This is a genomic window from Microbacterium sp. LTA6 (assembly GCF_045690355.1).
Lineage (GTDB): Bacteria > Actinomycetota > Actinomycetes > Actinomycetales > Microbacteriaceae > Microbacterium.
Genome location: NZ_CP147855.1, coordinates 2,861,696 through 2,880,981, shown reverse-complemented (window position 1 = coordinate 2,880,981; position 19,286 = coordinate 2,861,696). Strand labels below are relative to the sequence as shown.

The window sequence follows — 19,286 nt, the reverse complement described above, 5'->3', positions numbered from 1 at the left end:
CTTAGGATTTCATCGAATCGCGGGAGATACCAGTGGCAGTTTCAACCCGCCGCACGGCATGCCGATATCAGATCGATTTCCGGGGCCGTTTGACACATATCGAACGAGATCATGTCGAACCGGAAACTTGACCCTCGCATCTGAACGACGCCGCACCTGACGCGACGGTCAAGACTCCCGGTGATTCAGAAGTCCCAGAAGCCAGCCGGCGGACTGAACTCGGGCGCCCGCAGCCTCGGCGCGAGCCTGCAGCCCTCGATCACTCGTCACGACGGTGACGGACTCCCCAGCGGCCAGTCGACCTTCAGCCTCTGCGACGATCGCGTCATCGCCCGACGCCTCCGCGCGCACCACAGCAACGTCAGAAAAGGCAGCAACACGCGAACCGTCAGCACCACCCTCAACATCAGGCATGTCCCGCGCCTGCCCCTCGACGACGAGCACAACCTCGGGGAACCACACCGATCCGGCCACGCCGAACTCCTCTGCAGGAACCCCGAGTCCCTCCAGACGCGAACGCAGCCGCGCAGCGGCACCCGCTCGATCCTTCCACCAGCCGTCAGGTACAGAGCCGACGACATTCGCCCCATCCACCACGAGCGACGGCCGTACCGAGAGCAATGAACGCAGCACCGGCCACGCGTCACCGAAACCGGGATGCAGTGGACGCTCCGCCACCTCGTCGATCGGAACCCACTCCAGCGCAACGCTCTCCGGGTCGCTGATCACCGGCTCGAACGCCACCCGCACATCGCCGACGACCGTCGTGTACGACCAGATCCCCAGGTCCAGAACACTCGTGAAGCGAGCACGCACGGCCCCATCCGGGATCCCGGCCTCTTCCTGAGCCTCACGCAACGCGCCGACGATGGCACTCTCGCTCTCGTGGAGCGCACCGCCCGGCAACCCCCAGGTACCGCCGAAGTGGCTCCACGACACGCGATGCTGCAGCAGGATGCCGCGCTCGGAATCCACGGCGAGCAGTCCGGCGGCGCCGAAGCGCCCCCAGTACTTCTCCCCCGCGTCCGACACGACCCAGGCATCGCCCGGATCACGCGGCCCCGAAGGTCGTCGGGGCTCACCAGGGGAAGGGGGAACGATCGTCACCCCTTCACCCTTTCACAGCATCCGCGCCGCAGCGCCCAAGATCGCACAGAAGACGGCGACCGCGATCAGCGCTGGCGCTTCTCCCGCACGCGCATGTTGATGACGATCGGAGTGCCCTCGAAGACATAGAGCTCGCGGAGGCGGCGCTGGATGAACCGGCGGTAGCCGGGGTCGAGGAATCCGGTCGTGAACAGCACGAACGTCGGCGGACGCGTCGACGCCTGCGTACCGAACAGGATGCGCGGCTGCTTTCCGCCACGCAGCGGGTGCGGGTGCTCGGCGACGAGCTCCGCGAGGAACGCGTTGAACTTGCCGGTGGGGATACGGCGATCCCAGCTGTCCAGCGCGGTCTCCAGCGCCGGAACGAGCTTGTCGAGGTGGCGGCCGGTCTTGGCCGAGATGTTCACGCGCGGCGCCCAGGCCACGTGCGCCAGGTCCTGCTCGATCTCGCGCTCGAGGTACCGGCGGCGATCCTGATTCTCCAGATCGTCGTCGTTCAGGCGATCCCACTTGTTGAAGGCGAGAACGAGTGCACGCCCCGACTCCAGCACGAGGTCGATGATGCGCACATCCTGCTCGCTGATCGTCTCCGAGACGTCGAGGACGACAACCGCGACCTCCGCCTTCTCGAGCGCGGCAGACGTTCGCAGCGACGCGTAGAAGTCCGCACCCTGGGCCATGTGCACGCGACGGCGGATGCCGGCGGTGTCCACAAGACGCCACAGCTTGCCGCCGAGTTCGACGACCTCGTCGACGGGGTCACGAGTAGTGCCGGCGAGCTCGTTCACGACGACCCGCTCCTCGCCCGCAGCTTTGTTCAGCAGCGAGGACTTGCCCACGTTCGGTCGTCCGAGGATCGCAACGCGGCGGGGTCCGCCGATCTCGTGCTTGGCGACCGCAGACACCTCGGGCAACGTCTTCAGCACAGCGTCGAGCAGATCGGCGACGCCGCGACCGTGGATCGCCGAGACCGGATACGGCTCGCCCAGACCCAGGCTCCACAGCGAAGCCGCTTCCGGCTCCTGACGAGCGTCGTCGACCTTGTTCGCGATGAGGAACACCGGCTTGCCGCTCTTGCGCAGCAGCTTGACGACATGCTCGTCGGTGGAGGTCGCCCCCACCATCGCGTCGACGACGAACAGCACGACGTCGCAGAGGTCGATCGCGACCTCAGCCTGCGCGGCGACCGAGCGATCGATGCCGCGGGCATCGGGCTCCCAGCCACCGGTGTCGACGAGCGAGAAACGCCGGTCGGCCCACTCCGCCTTGTAGGTCACGCGGTCGCGGGTGACACCAGGAGTGTCCTCGACGACGGCCTCGCGGCGTCCGAGGATGCGGTTCACGAGCGCGGACTTGCCGACGTTCGGCCGCCCGACGATCGCGACCACCGGCAGGGCCGGCAGGAACTGGATTCCGTCCTCGCCCAGCGTCACGCCGGCGAGAAGCGCGGCATCCTCATCGTCGAGCTCGTAGTCAGAAAGACTCGCGCGCAGCGTCTCGGCGCGCGACTCGGCGAGCTCCTCGTCGAGCGCGTCCATCTTCTCGGCGAGCTGGTCGGGCCCGCCTTCGTATTCTTCGTCAGCCATTGTGAACTCCTCGGCGTCGTTGGATCACCGTCAGCACGGCATCGATGGTCTGGGGGAAATCTAGGTCCGTCGAGTCGACGACCTCGACGCCTTCTGCGGCGTTGAGGAAGTCGACGACGGCACTGTCGGAGGCGTCGCGGCGATGCAGCGCCTCGGCGACGGCCGCGGCGTTCTCGCCGGCGAGTTCACCGGCACGACGCGCCGCACGCACCTCGGGCGCGGCGGTCAGCAGGATCCGCACCGGAGCGTCGGGGGCGACGACCGTGGTGATATCGCGGCCCTCGACGACGACGGCGGGATACGGGGCTTCCGCGACGAGAGTCCGGAAGAGCCGGTTCACCTGCTCACGCACCTCCGGCACCCTGGCGACACCGCTCACCGCGCCGGAAACCCGCGGTTCGCGGATCGCATCGGTGATGTCGGCGGCGCCGACGCGCACGGTACGGATGTCGGGGTCGAGACCGAGAGCGAGGGGGAAATCGGATGCCGCCGACCGGACAGCCTCGGCATCTGCCGTGTCCGCGCCCTGGGCGAGAACGTGCCAGGCGAGCGCACGATACGCGGAGCCGGTGTCGAGGTAGCCGAAGCCGAGCTTCCGGGCGACCGCCTTGGAGACGCTGGACTTGCCGGAACCCGCCGGGCCGTCGATCGCGATGAAATCAGTCATTGGTCGTCCCCGCGATCCGCCATCCGCGTTCCTGAAGCCCCACGATCGCTCCGTGCAGAGCCGCCGGGTCGACGCTGATCTCAGCGAGACCGAACTGCGCCCCCGGCGAGTGCTCCAGGCGGAGGTCTTCGACGTTCACTCCGAGCTCACCGAGCTCGCCGAACAGGCGTCCGAGCTGGCCGGCCGTGTCATCCACCATCACCACGAGCTGCTCGAAGCGACGGTTCTGCCCGTGCTTGCCTGGGAGGCGCTCGACACCGTCGTTGCCCTGACGGATCGTCTCGGCGACGATCCGTCGTGCGCCCGGCTCCTCCGGCGCGCGCAGCGCAGCGGAGATCTCCTGAAGGTCGGCGGCAAGGTCATCGAGGATCTCGACGACCGGTCCCGCATTCGCACCGAGGATCTGCACCCACAGTTCAGGAGCGGATGCCGCGATCCTGGTGGTGTCTCGCACGCCCTGCCCCGCGAGGCGCAGCGCGCCATCCTCGGCGGTCGCGAAACGGCCGGCGAGCAGGCTCGCAACGACCTGCGGTACGTGCGAGGTGAGCGCCACCGAGCGGTCGTGCTCTTCGGGAGTCATCTCCACCGGCATCGCGCCGACGTCGAGAGCGAGGGCCTCGACGAGGGCGAGATCAGCGGGGCGGGTCTCCTCATCACGGCAGACGACCCAGGGACGCCCGATGAACAGATCGGCACGTGCCGAGATCGCGCCACCGCGCTCACGCCCGGCGAGCGGATGGGATCCGATGTAGCGCGTGAGGTCGACGCCGCGCTCCTGCAGGGTGCGGAACGGCTCGAGTTTCACGCTGGCGACGTCGGTGACGACGGCGTCGGGGTAGCGCACGAGTTCGGCCTCGATGACGGAGGCCGTCACGTCCGGCGGCACCGCGACGACGATCAGCGCCGGCTGGTCATCCGCTGTCTCCGCGCGGCCAGCGCCATAGTCGATGGCGAGACGAAGCTGCGAAGGCGACGTATCGGCGAGGACGACGTCCACACCCTTGGCACGCAGAGCATGACCGATGCTCGCGCCGAGCAGACCGGCTCCGACGACCCTGACCGTGCCGGACACTCGGGGAGCGACGACCGATCGGGGCGCGGCGACAGACGTCGATCGCTCCCCCGAAGGCACACCCGTGGTGTCGGTCACTCGTTCTCCTGCTGCTGCTCGCCTGGCGCCACGGCGGCACCGGAATTCTGGCGCGCGAGAGTCAACAGCGCACCGAGTTCGATTTTAGTCAGTTCGCGCGTCTTCCCAGCAGGGAGCGTTCCCAGGTGCAGCGGGCCGAACTGCCGCCGCACGAGTTCGGTCACCGGATGGCCGACCGCGGCCATCATCCGGCGGACGATCCGATTGCGCCCGGAGTGCAACGTGAGCTCCACCAGACTCGACTGCTTTCCGCTCACCGAGTTGGTCGATACGTCCAGGAGTCGCGCCTTGTCCGCCGCGATCGGGCCATCCTCCAGCTCGATGCCCTTCGTCAGCTTCGCGATGATCTGCGCGGTAACCGTACCCTCGACCTTCGCGATATACACCTTGGTCACGCCGAACGACGGGTGCGCCAGCACGTGCGCGAGCTCGCCGTCGTTGGTGAGGATGAGCAGGCCGCTCGTCTCGGCATCCAGTCGCCCCACGTTGTAGAGGCGCTCCTCGTAGTCCTCGGTGAAGCGGCGGAGATCCGGGCGTCCGTTCTCGTCGCGCATCGTGCTCACGACCCCTGTGGGCTTGTTGAGCATCACGTAGCGCTTGGAGACATCGAGCTGAACCGCCGTGCCGTCGACGTCGACGAGGTCGTGCTCCGGGTCGATCCTTCGGCCGAGCTCGGTGACGACCTCGCCGTTGACACGGATGCGACCCTCGACGATGTAGTCCTCCACCACGCGTCGCGAGGCGACACCGGCGGCGGCGAGCACCTTCTGCAGGCGGATGCCGTCGGGCTGCTGGGTCGTCGAGTCGGTCGAAGCCTCGTTCATCGGATGGTCCCTTCATCGAAGCCGTCTGCGCCGTCGTCGAGCAACGGGGAGATCGGCGGCAGGTCGTCAAGTGAGTTGATGCCGAGGTGCTGCAGAAGAGCATCCGTCGTGCCGTAGTTGATCGCGCCGGTCTCGGAATCGGCGAAGAGTTCGGTGATGAGGCCGCGGGCGAGGAGCGTGCGCACGACGGAGTCCACATTGACCGCTCGGATCGACGCGACCTGACCCCGGGTCACCGGCTGCTTGTAGGCGATCACCGCGAGGGTCTCCAGTGCCGCCTGCGAGAGCCGAGCGGGCGCCTGTCCGCCGATGAACTCGGCGACCAGGTCGTCATGGTCTTCGCGCACATAGAGCCGCCAACCGCCGCCCACCTCGCGCAGCTCGAAACCGCGTCGCGGTCCGTGTCCCTTGCCGTCGTAGTCGTCGACGAGGGTCTCGATCGCCTGTCGCACGGCGGCCACCGGCGAACCGACGGCGGCGGCCAGGGCGACGAGGCCGATCGGCTCGTCGATGATGAGCAGGATCGCTTCGATCCGCTCCGTCAGCGGGGTGTCGACAGCGGCGACATCCGTTTCCGCGTTCTGCATCACGTCATCGGTCATAATCGGCTCCCAGGGTCGCCAGCGTCTCGTCCGACCAGGAGTCGGCTGCCCAGCGGAGCGTCAGCTCGCCGAGCGGTTCCAGTTGTTCGAAGGACAGTGCCGCGTGCCGATAGAGCTCGAGCACCGAGATGAAGCGCGCGACGACGATGCCCGGCTCTCTCACTCCCGCCACGAGCTCGCGGAACGACAGGGTCTCGGCACCGCGCAGAAGAGTCACGACGATCGCCGCCTGTTCGCGGATGCTGACCAGCGGCGCATGCAGATGATCGAGGCCGACGTGCGGAATCTCCTTCGGCGCGAAGGCGAGGAGCGCGAGGGCGGCGAAGTCATCGGGGGTGAGCGACCACACCAGTTCGGGGGTCTTCTTGCGATGCTTCTCGTCGAGGCGCACCGCGCGCACATGCCGACGGTCCTCCCGTCGCAGGCACCGCGCGAACCACGCCGAGACCTCTTTGAACGCCCGGTATTGCAGCAACCGGGCGAACAGCAGGTCGCGCGCCTCGAGCAGCGCGACCGCCTCGGCGTCGACCAGCTCGCCCTGCGGGAGGAGGCCGACGACCTTCATATCGAGCAGAGTCGCCGCGACCACGAGGAATTCCGATGCCTGATCGAGTTCTTCGTCCGGACCCAGCTCGCGCAGGTAGGCGATGAACTCATTGGTGACCGCGCTCAGCGACACCTCGGTGATGTCCATCTCGTGCTTGGAGATGAGGTTCAGCAAGAGGTCGAAAGGTCCGTCGAAGTTCGACAGGGAAACGCGGAACCCGGAATCGGGGACGGCGTCGGTGGGCTCTGGAGCCGTCTCAGGCGACAGCGCCACGGGCGACCAGCTCCCGCGCCAGCCGCAGGTACGCCTGTGCGGCGGCGTGCTCCGGCGCGAACTCAGTGATCGGCACACCCACGACGGACGCGTCGGGGAACTTCACAGTACGGCCGATGACGGTCTCGAGAACGTCGTCCTGGAACGCCTCGACGACACGCTCCAGCACCTCGCGCGAGTGCAGCGTGCGCGGGTCGTACATCGTGGCGAGCAGGCCGTCCATCGTGATCGACGGGTTCAGCCGGTCGCGCACCTTGTCGATCGTCTCGATGAGCAGGGCGACGCCGCGCAGCGCGAAGAACTCGCACTCCAACGGAATGATCACGCCGTGCGCGGCGGTGAGCGCGTTCACGGTGAGCAGACCGAGGGAGGGCTGGCAGTCGATCAGGATGACGTCGTACTCCCCCGCCACCTGGCGGAGGACTCGGGCGAGGATCGTCTCACGCGCCACCTCGTTGACGAGGTGCACCTCGGCAGCGGAGAGGTCGATGTTCGCCGGCATCACATCAAGACCTTCGACGCCGGACGGCACGATGGCGTCGTGCGCGTCACGCTTCGTGTCGAGCAGCAGGTCGTAGATCGTGGGCACGTCGTGGGTCTGGATGCCGAGACCGGCAGAGAGCGCGCCCTGCGGGTCGAAGTCGACGGCGAGAACCTTGCGTCCGTACTCGGCGAGGGCAGCTGCGAGGTTGATCGAGGTCGTCGTCTTGCCGACGCCGCCCTTCTGATTGCAGAGCGCGATGATGCGAGCAGGGCCATGCGAGGCCAGCGGCTCGGGGGTCGGGAAGCCGTGATATGGGCGTCCGGTGGGTCCCATGGGGGTGTCGTCGGCCTGTTTCGCCTTCGCCCTGGACTTCGCCGCTTTCTCAGCCACCGATTCTCCCGCTTCCCTCGTGCTCGCTCGATTCTAACGGCAGGGCACTGGAGACGTCTCCCCGGCGCGCGGCGCACGCCGGGGAGACGTCATCGACTCGTCATCCGCCGCGGAGAGCGGCGACCGGTTCGATTCGCGCAGCCCTTCGCGCCGGATACCAGCCCGATGCCCAGCCGACGACTGCGCCGAGCACAGCGCCGGCGATCGCGACCAGAGGATCCGTGACCGGAGACCACCCCTGTACGACGGCGACGACGATGACGGCGATCACACCGAGCGCGGCTCCGATGAGCCCGCCGATGAAGCCGATGACGATCGACTCCACCATGAACTGCGAGCCGATCTGCCGCCTCGTGGCACCCAGTGCGCGGCGCAGTCCGATCTCGCCGATCCGCTCCATGACGGAGAGGAGGGTCACGTTGGCGATACCCAACCCCCCGGCGAGGAGTGCGATCACACCGAGGATGAGGAAGACGACATTGACGTCGGCCTGGACGCTCTGGCTGAGATCAGACGCCCCGGACGGAGCCCGCGCCTCGAGCGTGTCCGGCTCATCCGGCTGAAGCGCGATTACGGACTGCTCGGCGACCTGCGGGCCGGCTCCCACTGCGATATGGATGCTCAGCTCTGCCGGAGCCTCGAGCCCGAAGTCCGCGCGCGCCGAACCCATCGGGATGATCACCGCATCCTGCAGGTCGGTGCGCCGTTCCATGCCGTCGACGATGCCGATCACGGCGTACGCGACGCCCCCGATGAACACCGAAGGCTGCGAATCGACCCGGTTGATACCCATCCGCTCCGCCGCCCGCACCCCGAGCAGAGCGACGCGATCCGCCCGCTCATCGTGCCCCTCATCGAAGGCGCGCCCTGTTGTGATCCCGCCGTCGACCGTCCCGATCAGATCGCCAGACGATGCGAAGAGACGGGGCGACGCGGGGGCGGGAGCCGACGGGTCATTGACCGGAACAGCGGTGATGGTCTCATCCTCGGCCAGAGTGACTTCGCCGAGCAGAACAGCGGACTCCACCCCCGCCAGCAGCTGCACTCGATCCGCGGAGTCCCACGGGAGGCGACCGGCGGCGACGGTCGTGTTCTTCGAGCCGGAGGTCGCTTCGGTCGGCGTGACCAGCACCTGGGTGGCGGCCACCCCGTCGAATTGACTCGCGATCTGCCCTGCCGCGGTCTGCGCGAAGCCGATCGTCGCCACAAGGGATCCGATTCCGAGGACGGTTCCGAGGATCGTCATCACCAGTCGTGCGGGGCGTGAGCCGATATCTGCGGTCGCCTCGGTGACGAGATCCTGGAACGTGAAGCGATCGGCATGCTTCACCTCGGGAACGAGCGGCGCGGCGCCCACCGACTCGTCGGGCTGCTCCGCCATCGGGCCTTCGGCATCCGCCTTCTTACGCCGCCACGGCCAGCGGATCACAGCTCGGTCAATCTGCCGTCGGCGATCCGGATACAGCGGCGCGCACGTCGCGCCACCGCATCGTCGTGCGTGATGACGATCAGAGTGAGCCCGTCCGCGTTGAGCTCCTCGAACAGCGACATGACCTCTCCGGACGTGCGCTGATCCAGGTTCCCGGTCGGCTCATCGGCGAGCAGCAGTCGAGGTCCGCTGACCACGGCCCTGGCGACGGCGACACGCTGACGCTCACCTCCGGAGAGCGACCCGGGATAGAAGTCGATGCGATGCTCGAGCCCCACTCGGGTGAGGGCCTCCCGCGCCCGCGACTCGCGCTCACGACGAGGAACACCGCTGTACAGCATCGGCATCAGCACGTTGTCGAGGACCGTGCGCCGCGGAAGCAGATGGAACGACTGGAAGACGAAACCGATGAAGCGCGCCCGGGCGGCCGCCCGCTCGTCGTCCGAGAGATCGCCGGTGAGCGACCCCGCCAGCCGGTACTCGCCGACGCTCGGGCGGTCCAGAAGACCGAGGATGTTGAGCATCGTCGACTTGCCGGAGCCGCTGGGGCCGACGATCGAGATGTAGTCGCCCGCGGCTGCCGACAACGTCGCGCCCTTGAGCGCCTGCACCTCGGGTGGACCAGGAAAGGACCGCGTCACATCACGGAGTTCGACCAGCGGTGGCGCCACCGCTTCGTCCGGCGAATCGAGGATGACGTCGGCGAGAGGCTGGCTCACCGCCCGACCACCACGAGCTCGCCCTCTTCGAGCTCACCCTCCGTGGGTGTGATCTCCACCGCGCCGCGGGCGGCGAGTCCCGTCTTGACGACGACGATCCGGGTCTCCGCGTCCTCCCCCTTGCGCGGATCCGATTCGACGACCTCAACCCGTGACTCGCCGCCGGGTCCCGCGGTGAGGGCGGCGAGCGGAACGGAGAGAACATCGCCTTCAGTGGCCCCGACGGCGATCTTGACCCGCACATTGCTCCCCTGGAGCTGCTGGATCTGCTCCGCTGTCAGCGGATCCGGATCCAGAAGCACCTCCCAGCGCGCCTTGCTGTCCTTGCCGGCGTTGAGCGCCGAGATCACCGCACGATGCTCTGTGCCGTCCGGCAACTCGAAGGTGCCTTCCGCCCCCACCTTGAGCAGACGAGCGTCGGCCTCGGCCGCTGCGCCGGTCAGCCGAACCGTGGCACCGGACACCGTCATCGACGACCCGGTCACCGTGTCGCCGCGCTTGACGTTGACCGCATCCACGCGCCGCGGGAGCTCCGTGAGATAGAGCACCTCGCTCGACGGCAGGAACGGAAGCACGCTCTGGCGCGCCGTCTCCAGTGCCTGATTGGCCGCCTCGACCTGCGCGTATGCCGAATCCAGCATCGCGCGCTCCGCGCCGGTGTTCTTCGCCGCCCAGAGCTGATCGCGCTCGAGTTTGGCGGTCTGCAGGTCCCACTCGGCCTGCTGGACTCCCTCGCCCTTGGCCTTGGCCTCGGCGAGGGCCTGCTCGGCCTGAGCGACCTTCACATCGGCCTGCCACGCCTCCACCTTGCTGGGGCCGGAACCCGCCGCGTCCAGCGCGGCCTGGGCCTGACTGACGCTGTCGTTCGCACTGCGCACGTTCTCCTCTGCGGATCGCACTCCCGCGGTCGCATCCTCGCCGGACGACGGCGTCGGATAGCCGGCCTGAGCGTAGAGCTGCCCCACGGCATCGGCCGTCGCCCCGTCGAACACGTCGGAGCCCACATCGCCCGGGTTGATCCCGACTGCGACGAGTGCCTGCTTGAGCTGCAGGACGTCCGGGCCGGACACTCCGACGCGCAGAGTTCGGTATGCCGGAAGCTCTCCTGGCAGCACGATGACGGGCCGACCCGCCACCTCCAGCGCGATGGAGAGTGGAGTGAAGGTCGCGCCGACGGCAGGAACCTGCCCGGTCACGACGGCCCGCTCTGCCGTTCCTGTCGTGTCGATCGTGACCTCGACGGCATCCGCGTAGCCGACGTCCGCACGCAACGTCACGTCGTTGCTCAGCGATCCGAACTCGACCGGAACCGTCACCAGTCCGGGCTCAGGCGTATCCCCGTTCGCCTCAGCCGGAGAGATCAGGAAGTGCCCGATCAGGAGGCCGGCGACCAGGCTGACGACAGCGCACGCCGCCACGATCCACAGGGTGCGGTTGCCGCGCAGCACACGGCCCCAGCCGCTGACCTTCGAGGTGTCGGCGTCGGCGGAGGCGTCATCCGCATCGCCGTCGGTCTCGGCTTCGAGGTCGGCTTCGATATCGAGCGGGAACTCCGTCGTGGGGGTCTCGTCTTCTCGCATCAGTTGCTCTGCTCGGCCGCCGCCTTGAACGCCTCGAGGTCGGCCTTGTTGTCGGCGATGAACTTCTCCTCCTGGGCGAACTGGATCTTCAGCGACTTCTCCAGGTACGAGGTCTCCTTGCGGCACTCCAGGTCCTTCAGCGCCAGCTCGACCTCACGCTCGCCGAGCTTCTTCATCTCGGGGCTCTTGCTCGGGTCCTCGACGGTCTCGGGGTCCACAGGGGTGCTGCCATCTCCGTATGCGGCCTCGTAGATCTTCTGCTGTTCGTCGGAGATCGACATCGACGCTTCGGACTGCGCCTTGAACCCGGGCTCACCGGCGTCGGCCATGCATGCCGCCCATGCCGCGTTGAGTTCCTTGAACTCGGGCGATTCCTGCGTGCCCGACCACAGCTTGTCCATCTTCTCGCGAAGCTCGGTGAACTCGTCCGACTGCCACGGGTCCTCTCCCTGCACCTCGTGCTGCGCCCGGCCCTGGCAGCCGGCGTCCTCCCACTTGTACTCGTAGGTGGCGCCCTCGGCGATCTCCTCCTCGGGGGGCGCGCCGTAGAGCGTTTCGTAGTAGGCGGTCTGCTCCGACTCGCTGAGGGAGGCGACGTAGTCCGCATTCGGGTCGGTCGTCTCCTCGGGCGGGTTCTCCTCCATTTGCTCGTTCCACGGGCTGTTCACCATGCCGTAGCCGTACTTCTCGACCCATTCGCGCGACTCAGGGTCCCACTCGCCTCCGTCATCGGAGAACACCGTGCCGTTGTTCTGGGTATTCGGCTTGTACTCGAAGCCTTCCTCAGCCATGCACTCCGCCATGGCTTCTTCCTGCTTGCGGTTCTGCTCCTCGAACTGCTTCTGCTGCTCCTCGGGAGACAGATCGCCACCCCATGCCGCGGAGAGGTACTTGTTCAGCGGCGAATCCTCGTAGTCGAGCTTGTCAGCGCCGGGCCCGCCCGCGCAGCCGGCGAGAGCGAAAACGAGAGCGGTGGTCGCGACGAGCGCGAGGGAACCGGGGGATCTCATGGGGGAAACTCCTTCGTGGGTCCGGCAGACGTCGGACGACTCCGCTCAGGATAGACAGAGTCGCCCGCACCTCGCGTCCCCCTTTCGGGGGACTTCAGGACATTCACATCTTTTCGGAACGGAGGATGCTAAAGAACGATCAGCGGGCGCGCGGATGAGATGTGGCGTAGATGTCGCGCAGGGTGTCGACCGACACGTGCGTGTAGATCTGCGTGGTCGCGACAGAGGCGTGACCGAGCAGCTCCTGGACGACGCGCACGTCGGCACCGCCCTGGAGCAGGTGGGTCGCGAACGAATGGCGGAGGGTGTGCGGCGAGACCTCCGCGGTGATCTGAGCACCCTCGGCGGCCGCGCGGATGACGAGCCACGCGCTCTGCCGGGACAGAGGTGCCCCCCGCGCGCCGAGGAAGAGCCGTGCCGATGCGCGCCCCTTCGCCGCGAGCCCAGGGCGCACACGGGTGAGGTAGGCATCGACGGCGATGCGCGCGTATGAGCCCAGCGGGACGATGCGCTCCTTCGATCCCTTTCCGCGCAGACGCAGAACGTCGCCGTGGGCCAGATCGTCGACATCGAGCCCCACCGCTTCGGACACGCGTGCCCCGGTGGCGTACAGCAGTTCCAGGAGCGCACGATCGCGGATGCCGAGGGGCTCCTCCGCTGAAGGCGCGGCGAGCAGGCGCTCCACCTGGTCGATGGTCAGCGCCTTCGGCAGCCGCTGCGGCGCCTTCGGGGGCCGCAGGCGGCCACTCGGGTCGTCCGCCTCGATACCCTCTCGTGCGAGGAAACGGTGCCATCCGCGGACCGATGACTGCAGACGGGCGAGGCTGGTGGCAGCGGGCGGCGGGTCCGCTGCAGAACGCTCGGCGATGAATCGACCGACGACCGCCGGGGACACGTCGACCGTCTCCTCGATGCCGTTCTCGACAAGCCAGTTCCGGTACCCGTCCAGATCACGCCGATACGCGGCGACCGTATGGGCGCTCAGCCCGCGTTCGATCGTGATGTGCCGCAGGTAGGCATCCAGCGCCCGATCGAGCAGCACGGCTACGCCCCGCCGACCCCGCGCCGCTCCGCTGCGAGCACCCCGATCGACAGGATCGCATTGCGCATCTGTCCCTCGAGCACAGCATCCACGGCCTCGCTCAGCGGCACCCACTCGACGCGGATGTCGGCCTCCTCGTCGGTGCGATCATGAGCGGTGGCCGCCCGGGAGATTCCGGTGGCGAGGAACAGATGGATGATCTCGTTGTTCCCGCCCGGCGTCGTGTATGTCGACACCAACGGCTCCCAGTGCGCTGCCGTCACATCGGCCTCCTCCGCGAGCTCGCGCTGAGCGGCGAGAAGAGGCTCCTCCCCCTCGATATCGAGGAGGCCGGCCGGCAGCTCCCAATCGCGGTAGCGGATCGGATGCCGGTACTGCTGGATCAGCAGCACCCGCCCTTCGTCATCCACCGCCACGACCGCGACGGCACCGGTGTGGTCCACGTACTGGCGCACGATCTCGCCGTCGCCGTAGCGGAACCGATCGGAGCGGACATCCCACACCGCGCCCTGGTAGACCTTCTCGCTGGCGACGATCTCCGGCGAGAAGGGCTCGTCGCGCAGGTCAGTCATCTTCGCTGACATCGAACAGTTCGCTGGAGCGGTGCCGTTCGATCGCCGCGCCGACCAGCCCACGGAACAACGGGTGCGGAGCAGTCGGACGCGACCGCAGTTCCGGGTGCGCCTGGGTGGCGATGTAGTACGGGTGGACGTCGCGCGGCAGTTCCACGTACTCGACCAGGTCGAGTTCGGGGTTGAGACCGGAGAACACCAGACCGGCCGCGGAGAGACGGTCCCGGTAGGCGTTGTTCACCTCATAGCGGTGACGGTGACGCTCGGAGGCCTGCGGTGCGTCGTAAAGTTCCCGCGCCAGCGAGCCCTCGGCGAGATCCGCCTGATAGAGCCCGAGGCGCATGGTGCCGCCGAGGTCTCCGCCGTCGAGGATCTCGACCTGTTCGGCCATGGTCGCGATGACCGGCTCCGAGGTCTCCGGATCGAACTCGGTGGACGAGGCACCGGCGATGCCGGCGACGTCACGGGCGTACTCGATGACCATGCACTGCAGGCCGAGGCAGAGGCCGAGTGTGGGGATGCCCTGCTCGCGCGCGAACTTCAGTGCGCCGAGCTTGCCCTCGATGCCACGGATACCGAAGCCGCCCGGCACGCAGATGCCGTCGAGCTCGGACAGTTGCGCCTGCGCCCCCTCTGGCGTCTCGCACAGATCGGACGGGATCCAGCGGATGTTGACCTTGGTCTCCTGCGCGAAACCGCCGGCCTTGAGCGCCTCGGTCACCGACAGGTAGGCGTCAGGCAGATCGATGTACTTGCCGACGAGACCGATCGTGACCTCGTGCTTCGGGTTGTGCACGGCGTGCAGCACCTTGCTCCACCGGGTCCAGTCGACCTCGTCCGCCGCCTTCTGGTCGAGGCCCAGGCGGCGCACGATGTAGGAGTCGAGACCCTGATCGTTGAGCGTCGACGGGATGTCATAGATGCTCGGCAGGTCGACCGTGTTGATGACGCCTTCGACGTCGACGTCGCACATCAGGGCGATCTTGTTGCGGTTGCTCTCGCTCACCGGCCGATCGCTGCGCAGCACCAGAGCGTCCGGCTGGATACCGACCTGACGCAGGGCAGCCACGGAGTGCTGAGTCGGCTTGGTCTTCTGCTCCCCCGATGCCCCCATGAACGGCACCAGCGAGACATGCACGAAGAACACGCTGTCGCGGCCGAGCTCGTGGCGCAACTGACGGGCGGACTCCAGGAACGGCTGCGATTCGATGTCGCCGACCGTGCCGCCGACCTCGGTGATGATGACGTCCGGGCGCGGCTCTTCAGAAGCCTGCAGGCGCATCCGGCGCTTGATCTCATCGGTGATGTGCGGGATGACCTGCACAGTGTCACCGAGGTACTCGCCGCGGCGCTCCCTGGCGATGACCTGCGAGTAGATCTGCCCCGTGGTGACGTTCGCCGCCTGCGAGAGGTTGATATCGAGGAAGCGCTCGTAGTGCCCGATGTCGAGATCGGTCTCGGCACCGTCGTCGGTGACGAAGACCTCACCGTGCTGGAACGGGTTCATGGTGCCAGGGTCCACGTTCAGATACGGGTCGAGCTTCTGCATGACCACGCGGAGTCCGCGTGCGGTCAGGAGGTTGCCCAGGCTTGCTGCGGTGAGCCCCTTACCCAAAGACGAAACGACACCACCTGTCACAAAAATGTGCTTGGTCGTGTCGTTCTTGGGGCCCGCGGCAGAAGAGTTCATCACGGGCTTCGATCCTATCAGGCAACAAGGCCGCGGAGGCTGAGAAGTTCTCTGGCGTGTGTGAGCGCGGCGTCCGAATCCGTCAGTCCCGACAGCAGTCGCGCCATCTCGGCTTCCCGCTCCGCGCCCTCCAGCCGTCGCACGCTGGAGGCCGTGACCGCGCCGTCGCTGGCCTTGACGACCGAGAGGTGGTTCGAGGCGAAAGCCGCGACCTGCGCCAGGTGCGTGACGACGATGACCTGAGAAGATTCTGCGAGCCGGGCGAGTCGCCGGCCGACTTCGATCGCCGCGGCACCGCCGATGCCCGCATCGACCTCGTCGAAGACGAACGTCGGCACCGGATCGGTACCGGCGATGACGACTTCGATCGCGAGCATCACACGGGACAGTTCGCCGCCGGAAGCGCCCTTGGAGACGGCGCGCGGCTCGGCACCGGGGTGCGGAGCCAGCAGGATCGACACGTCGTCACGGCCGTGCGCGCTCTCCGCACCGACGGCGACGGAAACCTCGAGGCGTGCGTCCGGCATCGCCAGCGCGTGCAACTCGTCGGTGACGGCTGCGCCCAGTCGCGTGGCGGCGTCGGTTCGTGCCGCCGTCAGCTGTGCTGCCGCCTCGTCGAGCACGGTTCGTGCCGCGGCGCGCTCCGCCTCCAACCGTTCGATTCGTTCGCCGTCGTCGTCGAGTTCAGCCAGTCGCGCGGATCCGGTCTCCCAGAGTGCGAGCGCCTCGTCGAGCGAGCCGTGCGCACGGATCAGCGTCGTGAGCGCAGCGCGGCGCTCCTCGACGGCGGCCAGCTCGTGCGGACCGGACTCGTCGAGATCGGCGAGGTAGGCCGACAGCTGGCCTGCCAGATCGGCGATCCGGTATCCGACGTCGGCGAGGCTCTCGGCGATCTCCGCGAGCTTCGAGTCAGTCGCACGCTCCAGTGCGCGCCGCGCCTCGGCGACGAGCGCTGAGGCATCGGCATCGCCTTCGTCACTCGACAGCGAGCCCCGGGCGAGCGCCGCGGCGAGCCGCAGCTCCTCCGCGTTCGCCAGTCTCTCTGCCCGTTCCGCGAGTGCGGTGTCCTCCCCCGTTTCAGGAGCGGTGGCCTCGATCAGCGCGAGAGCCTCCCTGAGCCTGCCGGCCTCCTCGGCGCGTCGATCGCGGTTCTCCGTGATCTCGGTGATCTCCGCATCGAGTTCGCGCCACCGCGTGAAGGATGCCGTGTACGCGTCGAGGCAGGTGCTGATCAGCGCTCCCCCGAAACGGTCGAGCGCATCGCGCTGCTCCACGGAGGAGCGCAGCCGCAACTGATCGGACTGACCGTGCACGACGACGAGTTCCTCGGCGAGTGCGGAGAGCACTCCAGCCGGTGCGGCACGGCCCCCGACGCTCGCCCTGCTGCGCCCTTCGGCGCTGAGGGTGCGGGAGACGTAGAGCTCGGCGAGCCCATCTCCTGCCGGTTCGAGGTCGCCGCCGGCATCGGCGACGATATCGGCGATGTCGCCTGCGGATGGCACGATCCAGACGCCGGCGACCGATGCCTGCCCTGTGCCGGCGCGCACGGCGCCGGAGTCGGCGCGCTGGCCGAGCAGCAGCCCGAGCCCCGTCACGACCATCGTCTTGCCTGCGCCGGTCTCGCCGGTGATCGCAGTGAACCCCGGCCCGAGAGGCAGCACCGCATCGGCGATGACGCCGAGCCCCTGCATCCGCATCTCCTCGATCATGAGGCGGTTCCCGCGCTCTGGCCGCGCCAGCCGTCGACCGGCAACTGGAACTTGCGCACCAGTCGATCGGTGAAGGCAGAGGGATGCAGACGTGCGAGTCGCACCGGGCGTGAAGAGCGTCGCACCACGACCCGTGCACCCGGCGGCAGGTCGTGCGAGCGCCGGCCGTCGCACCAGAGGATGCCGGAGCCGTCGGTGCGCTCCAGCATCTCGATGGCGACGGCGGCATCCGGGCTGACGACGAGCGGCCGCGCGAAGAGCGCGTGCGCGGACAGCGGCACCACCGCGATCGCCTCGACGCTCGGCCAGATCACCGGTCCGCCGCCGGAGAAGTTGTAGGCGGTCGAACCGGTCGGCGTGGACACGACCATCCCGTCACAGCCGAACGTGGACAGCGGGCGGCCGTCGATCTCGAGCACCACTTCGATCATGCGCTCCCGGCTGGCCTTCTCGACCGTCGCCTCGTTGAGCGCCCAGGTCTCATAGATCACGGCACCGGCGGCGTCCTTCACCCGCACGGACAAAGCCATCCGCTCCTCGACGTCGTAGTCGCGGGCGATGACGCGCCGCATGGCGTCGTCCATGTCGTCGCGTTCGATCTCCGCGAGGAATCCGACATGCCCCATGTTGATCCCGAGCACGGGCGCTCCGCAGCCTCGAACCAGCTCCGCGGCCCGCAGGATCGTGCCGTCGCCGCCGAGGACGACGGCGAGTTCGAGAGCGGACTGCGCGACGGTGCCGCCGAGCACGTCCACGTCGACGAAGCCCGCATCGACCGCAGCGAGTTCGGCGCGGTCATCGGCAGACAGAACGGGTCGCGCTCCGGCATCGCGGAGCGCCTCGACCACGCGTCGGGCCGCCAGGACGGTGTCCTCACGACCGGCATGGGCGACGACCAGGATGTAGCGCTCGTTCATCGTGCCCCCGCCAGTGCGTTGATCGTCTCGGTCCATTCTGACGGATCGGATCCGCGCTCCGGTGCAAGGTGCACGAGATACTCCGCGTTGCCGTGCGTCCCGAGAATGGGCGACGGGAGGATGCCGAGCATCCTGAGTCCGACATCCCAAGCGCTCCAGACGGTGCGTGCCACGGCATCCGCTCGGGTTGCCGGGTCTGTGACGAGTCCGCCGCGGACGGCCGTGCGTCCGACTTCGAACTGAGGCTTGATCAGGAGCATCACGTCTGCGGTGGGCGCGGCGACCTTCGCGACCGCGGGCAGCACGAGCTCGAGGGAGATGAAGGAGAGGTCGCCGACGATGAGGTCGGGCGGGGTGTCCTCCCCGGTCACCTCGGCGAGATTCTCCGGCGTCATGTAGCGGACGTTGTACCCCTCGACTGGTGTGACCCCGGGGTCCGCAGCGATCGAGGGAGCGAGCTGACCGTGGCCGACGTCGACAGCGAGCACGCGCCGGGCGCCGCGCTCGCGCAGCACCTGAGTGAACCCACCGGTCGATGCGCCCATATCGAGGGCCAGGCGGCCGTCGACCGCGATGCCGAAACCATCGATCGCCGCGATGAGCTTGTGCGCAGCGCGTCCGACGTAATGATCGGTGCCGGCGACTGCGAGCTCGGCACCGTCATGCACGGGCGTGGACGCCTTGATGACCGGTCGGCCGTCGACGCTGACCAGGCCGTCCGTTATGAGCGCGGCCGCATGATTGCGTGAACGGGCGAGGCCTCGGGCTGCGAGGGCGACGTCGAGACGCGTCATCGGGATCCTGTGGTCTCCCGCTGCTCGAGCTTCGCGCCACCCTCGAGCCGGCGGGAGAGCTCGTCATGCAGCGCGGAGTAAGCCTCAGCCCGAGCCGGGAGCGGCTGCCCTTCGATCAGGCGCAGGCGACTCCACAGACCGTCGGTCGGCGTGCTCGTCGAATCTTCGCTCACAGCTTCTACTGTACGCGGAGG

Annotated in this window: 19 protein-coding genes; all 19 read right to left on the bottom strand. The window is 68.0% G+C overall.

The window, feature by feature from the left end; translation table 11 throughout:
• Positions 1-168: 168 nt before the first annotated feature.
• Positions 169-1,107, bottom strand: a complete 939-nt coding sequence (locus tag LTA6_RS13600) for an NUDIX domain-containing protein (protein WP_407358072.1) — start codon at positions 1,105-1,107, stop codon at positions 169-171.
• Between the two features lie 65 nt (positions 1,108-1,172).
• Entirely contained in the window at positions 1,173-2,693 is a 1,521-nt protein-coding gene (gene der / locus LTA6_RS13595; RefSeq protein WP_363547622.1) for a ribosome biogenesis GTPase Der, read from the bottom strand.
• A complete protein-coding gene (gene cmk, locus LTA6_RS13590; protein WP_407358071.1) occupies positions 2,686-3,360 on the bottom strand; it encodes a (d)CMP kinase in 675 nt (224 codons plus the stop codon). The genes der and cmk overlap by 8 nt, the downstream gene beginning before the upstream one ends.
• Positions 3,353-4,492: a prephenate dehydrogenase gene (locus LTA6_RS13585; RefSeq protein WP_407359284.1), complete on the bottom strand. Its 1,140-nt coding sequence runs from the start codon at positions 4,490-4,492 to the stop codon at positions 3,353-3,355. Before LTA6_RS13585 ends, cmk begins: the two co-directional genes overlap by 8 nt.
• A gap of 14 nt (positions 4,493-4,506) precedes the next feature.
• The gene (locus tag LTA6_RS13580) at positions 4,507-5,334 is read right to left on the bottom strand and encodes a pseudouridine synthase (RefSeq protein ID WP_407358070.1); all 828 of its coding nucleotides are present in this window, start codon (positions 5,332-5,334) and stop codon (positions 4,507-4,509) included.
• Complete coding sequence (gene scpB, locus LTA6_RS13575) at positions 5,331-5,936, bottom strand: SMC-Scp complex subunit ScpB (protein ID WP_407358069.1); 606 nt, start codon at positions 5,934-5,936, stop codon at positions 5,331-5,333. Before scpB ends, LTA6_RS13580 begins: the two co-directional genes overlap by 4 nt.
• On the bottom strand, positions 5,926-6,756 hold the full coding sequence (locus LTA6_RS13570) for a ScpA family protein (RefSeq protein WP_341974275.1): 831 nt from the start codon (positions 6,754-6,756) through the stop codon (positions 5,926-5,928). The genes scpB and LTA6_RS13570 overlap by 11 nt, the downstream gene beginning before the upstream one ends.
• The gene (locus LTA6_RS13565) at positions 6,740-7,573 is read right to left on the bottom strand and encodes a ParA family protein (protein WP_341978378.1); all 834 of its coding nucleotides are present in this window, start codon (positions 7,571-7,573) and stop codon (positions 6,740-6,742) included. The genes LTA6_RS13570 and LTA6_RS13565 overlap by 17 nt, the downstream gene beginning before the upstream one ends.
• 157 nt (positions 7,574-7,730) lie before the next feature.
• Positions 7,731-9,011: an ABC transporter permease gene (locus tag LTA6_RS13560; protein WP_407359283.1), complete on the bottom strand. Its 1,281-nt coding sequence runs from the start codon at positions 9,009-9,011 to the stop codon at positions 7,731-7,733.
• Positions 9,012-9,055: 44 nt separating this feature from the next.
• Positions 9,056-9,778, bottom strand: a complete 723-nt coding sequence (locus tag LTA6_RS13555) for an ABC transporter ATP-binding protein (protein WP_341974274.1) — start codon at positions 9,776-9,778, stop codon at positions 9,056-9,058.
• Complete coding sequence (locus LTA6_RS13550; RefSeq protein WP_407358068.1) at positions 9,775-11,358, bottom strand: hypothetical protein; 1,584 nt, start codon at positions 11,356-11,358, stop codon at positions 9,775-9,777. The genes LTA6_RS13555 and LTA6_RS13550 overlap by 4 nt, the downstream gene beginning before the upstream one ends.
• Positions 11,358-12,368, bottom strand: a complete 1,011-nt coding sequence (locus LTA6_RS13545) for a hypothetical protein (protein WP_407358067.1) — start codon at positions 12,366-12,368, stop codon at positions 11,358-11,360. The genes LTA6_RS13550 and LTA6_RS13545 overlap by 1 nt, the downstream gene beginning before the upstream one ends.
• Positions 12,369-12,507: 139 nt before the next feature.
• Positions 12,508-13,410 carry a site-specific tyrosine recombinase XerD gene (gene xerD / locus LTA6_RS13540; protein ID WP_407358066.1) on the bottom strand — a complete coding sequence of 301 codons (903 nt, stop codon included), beginning with the start codon at positions 13,408-13,410 and terminating at the stop codon, positions 12,508-12,510.
• Positions 13,411-13,412: 2 nt separating this feature from the next.
• Positions 13,413-13,982 (bottom strand): NUDIX domain-containing protein, encoded by a 570-nt coding sequence (locus LTA6_RS13535; protein ID WP_407358065.1) that lies wholly within the window; start codon positions 13,980-13,982, stop codon positions 13,413-13,415.
• Positions 13,975-15,672: a CTP synthase gene (locus LTA6_RS13530; protein WP_407359282.1), complete on the bottom strand. Its 1,698-nt coding sequence runs from the start codon at positions 15,670-15,672 to the stop codon at positions 13,975-13,977. Before LTA6_RS13530 ends, LTA6_RS13535 begins: the two co-directional genes overlap by 8 nt.
• A gap of 17 nt (positions 15,673-15,689) precedes the next feature.
• The gene (gene recN, locus LTA6_RS13525; RefSeq protein WP_341974269.1) at positions 15,690-17,381 is read right to left on the bottom strand and encodes a DNA repair protein RecN; all 1,692 of its coding nucleotides are present in this window, start codon (positions 17,379-17,381) and stop codon (positions 15,690-15,692) included.
• Complete coding sequence (locus LTA6_RS13520; protein ID WP_407358064.1) at positions 17,378-18,298, bottom strand: NAD kinase; 921 nt, start codon at positions 18,296-18,298, stop codon at positions 17,378-17,380. Before LTA6_RS13520 ends, recN begins: the two co-directional genes overlap by 4 nt.
• The gene (locus LTA6_RS13515; protein ID WP_341974267.1) at positions 18,295-19,092 is read right to left on the bottom strand and encodes a TlyA family RNA methyltransferase; all 798 of its coding nucleotides are present in this window, start codon (positions 19,090-19,092) and stop codon (positions 18,295-18,297) included. Before LTA6_RS13515 ends, LTA6_RS13520 begins: the two co-directional genes overlap by 4 nt.
• A complete protein-coding gene (locus LTA6_RS13510) occupies positions 19,089-19,265 on the bottom strand; it encodes a hypothetical protein (protein WP_363547655.1) in 177 nt (58 codons plus the stop codon). The genes LTA6_RS13515 and LTA6_RS13510 overlap by 4 nt, the downstream gene beginning before the upstream one ends.
• Positions 19,266-19,286: the final 21 nt, after the last annotated feature.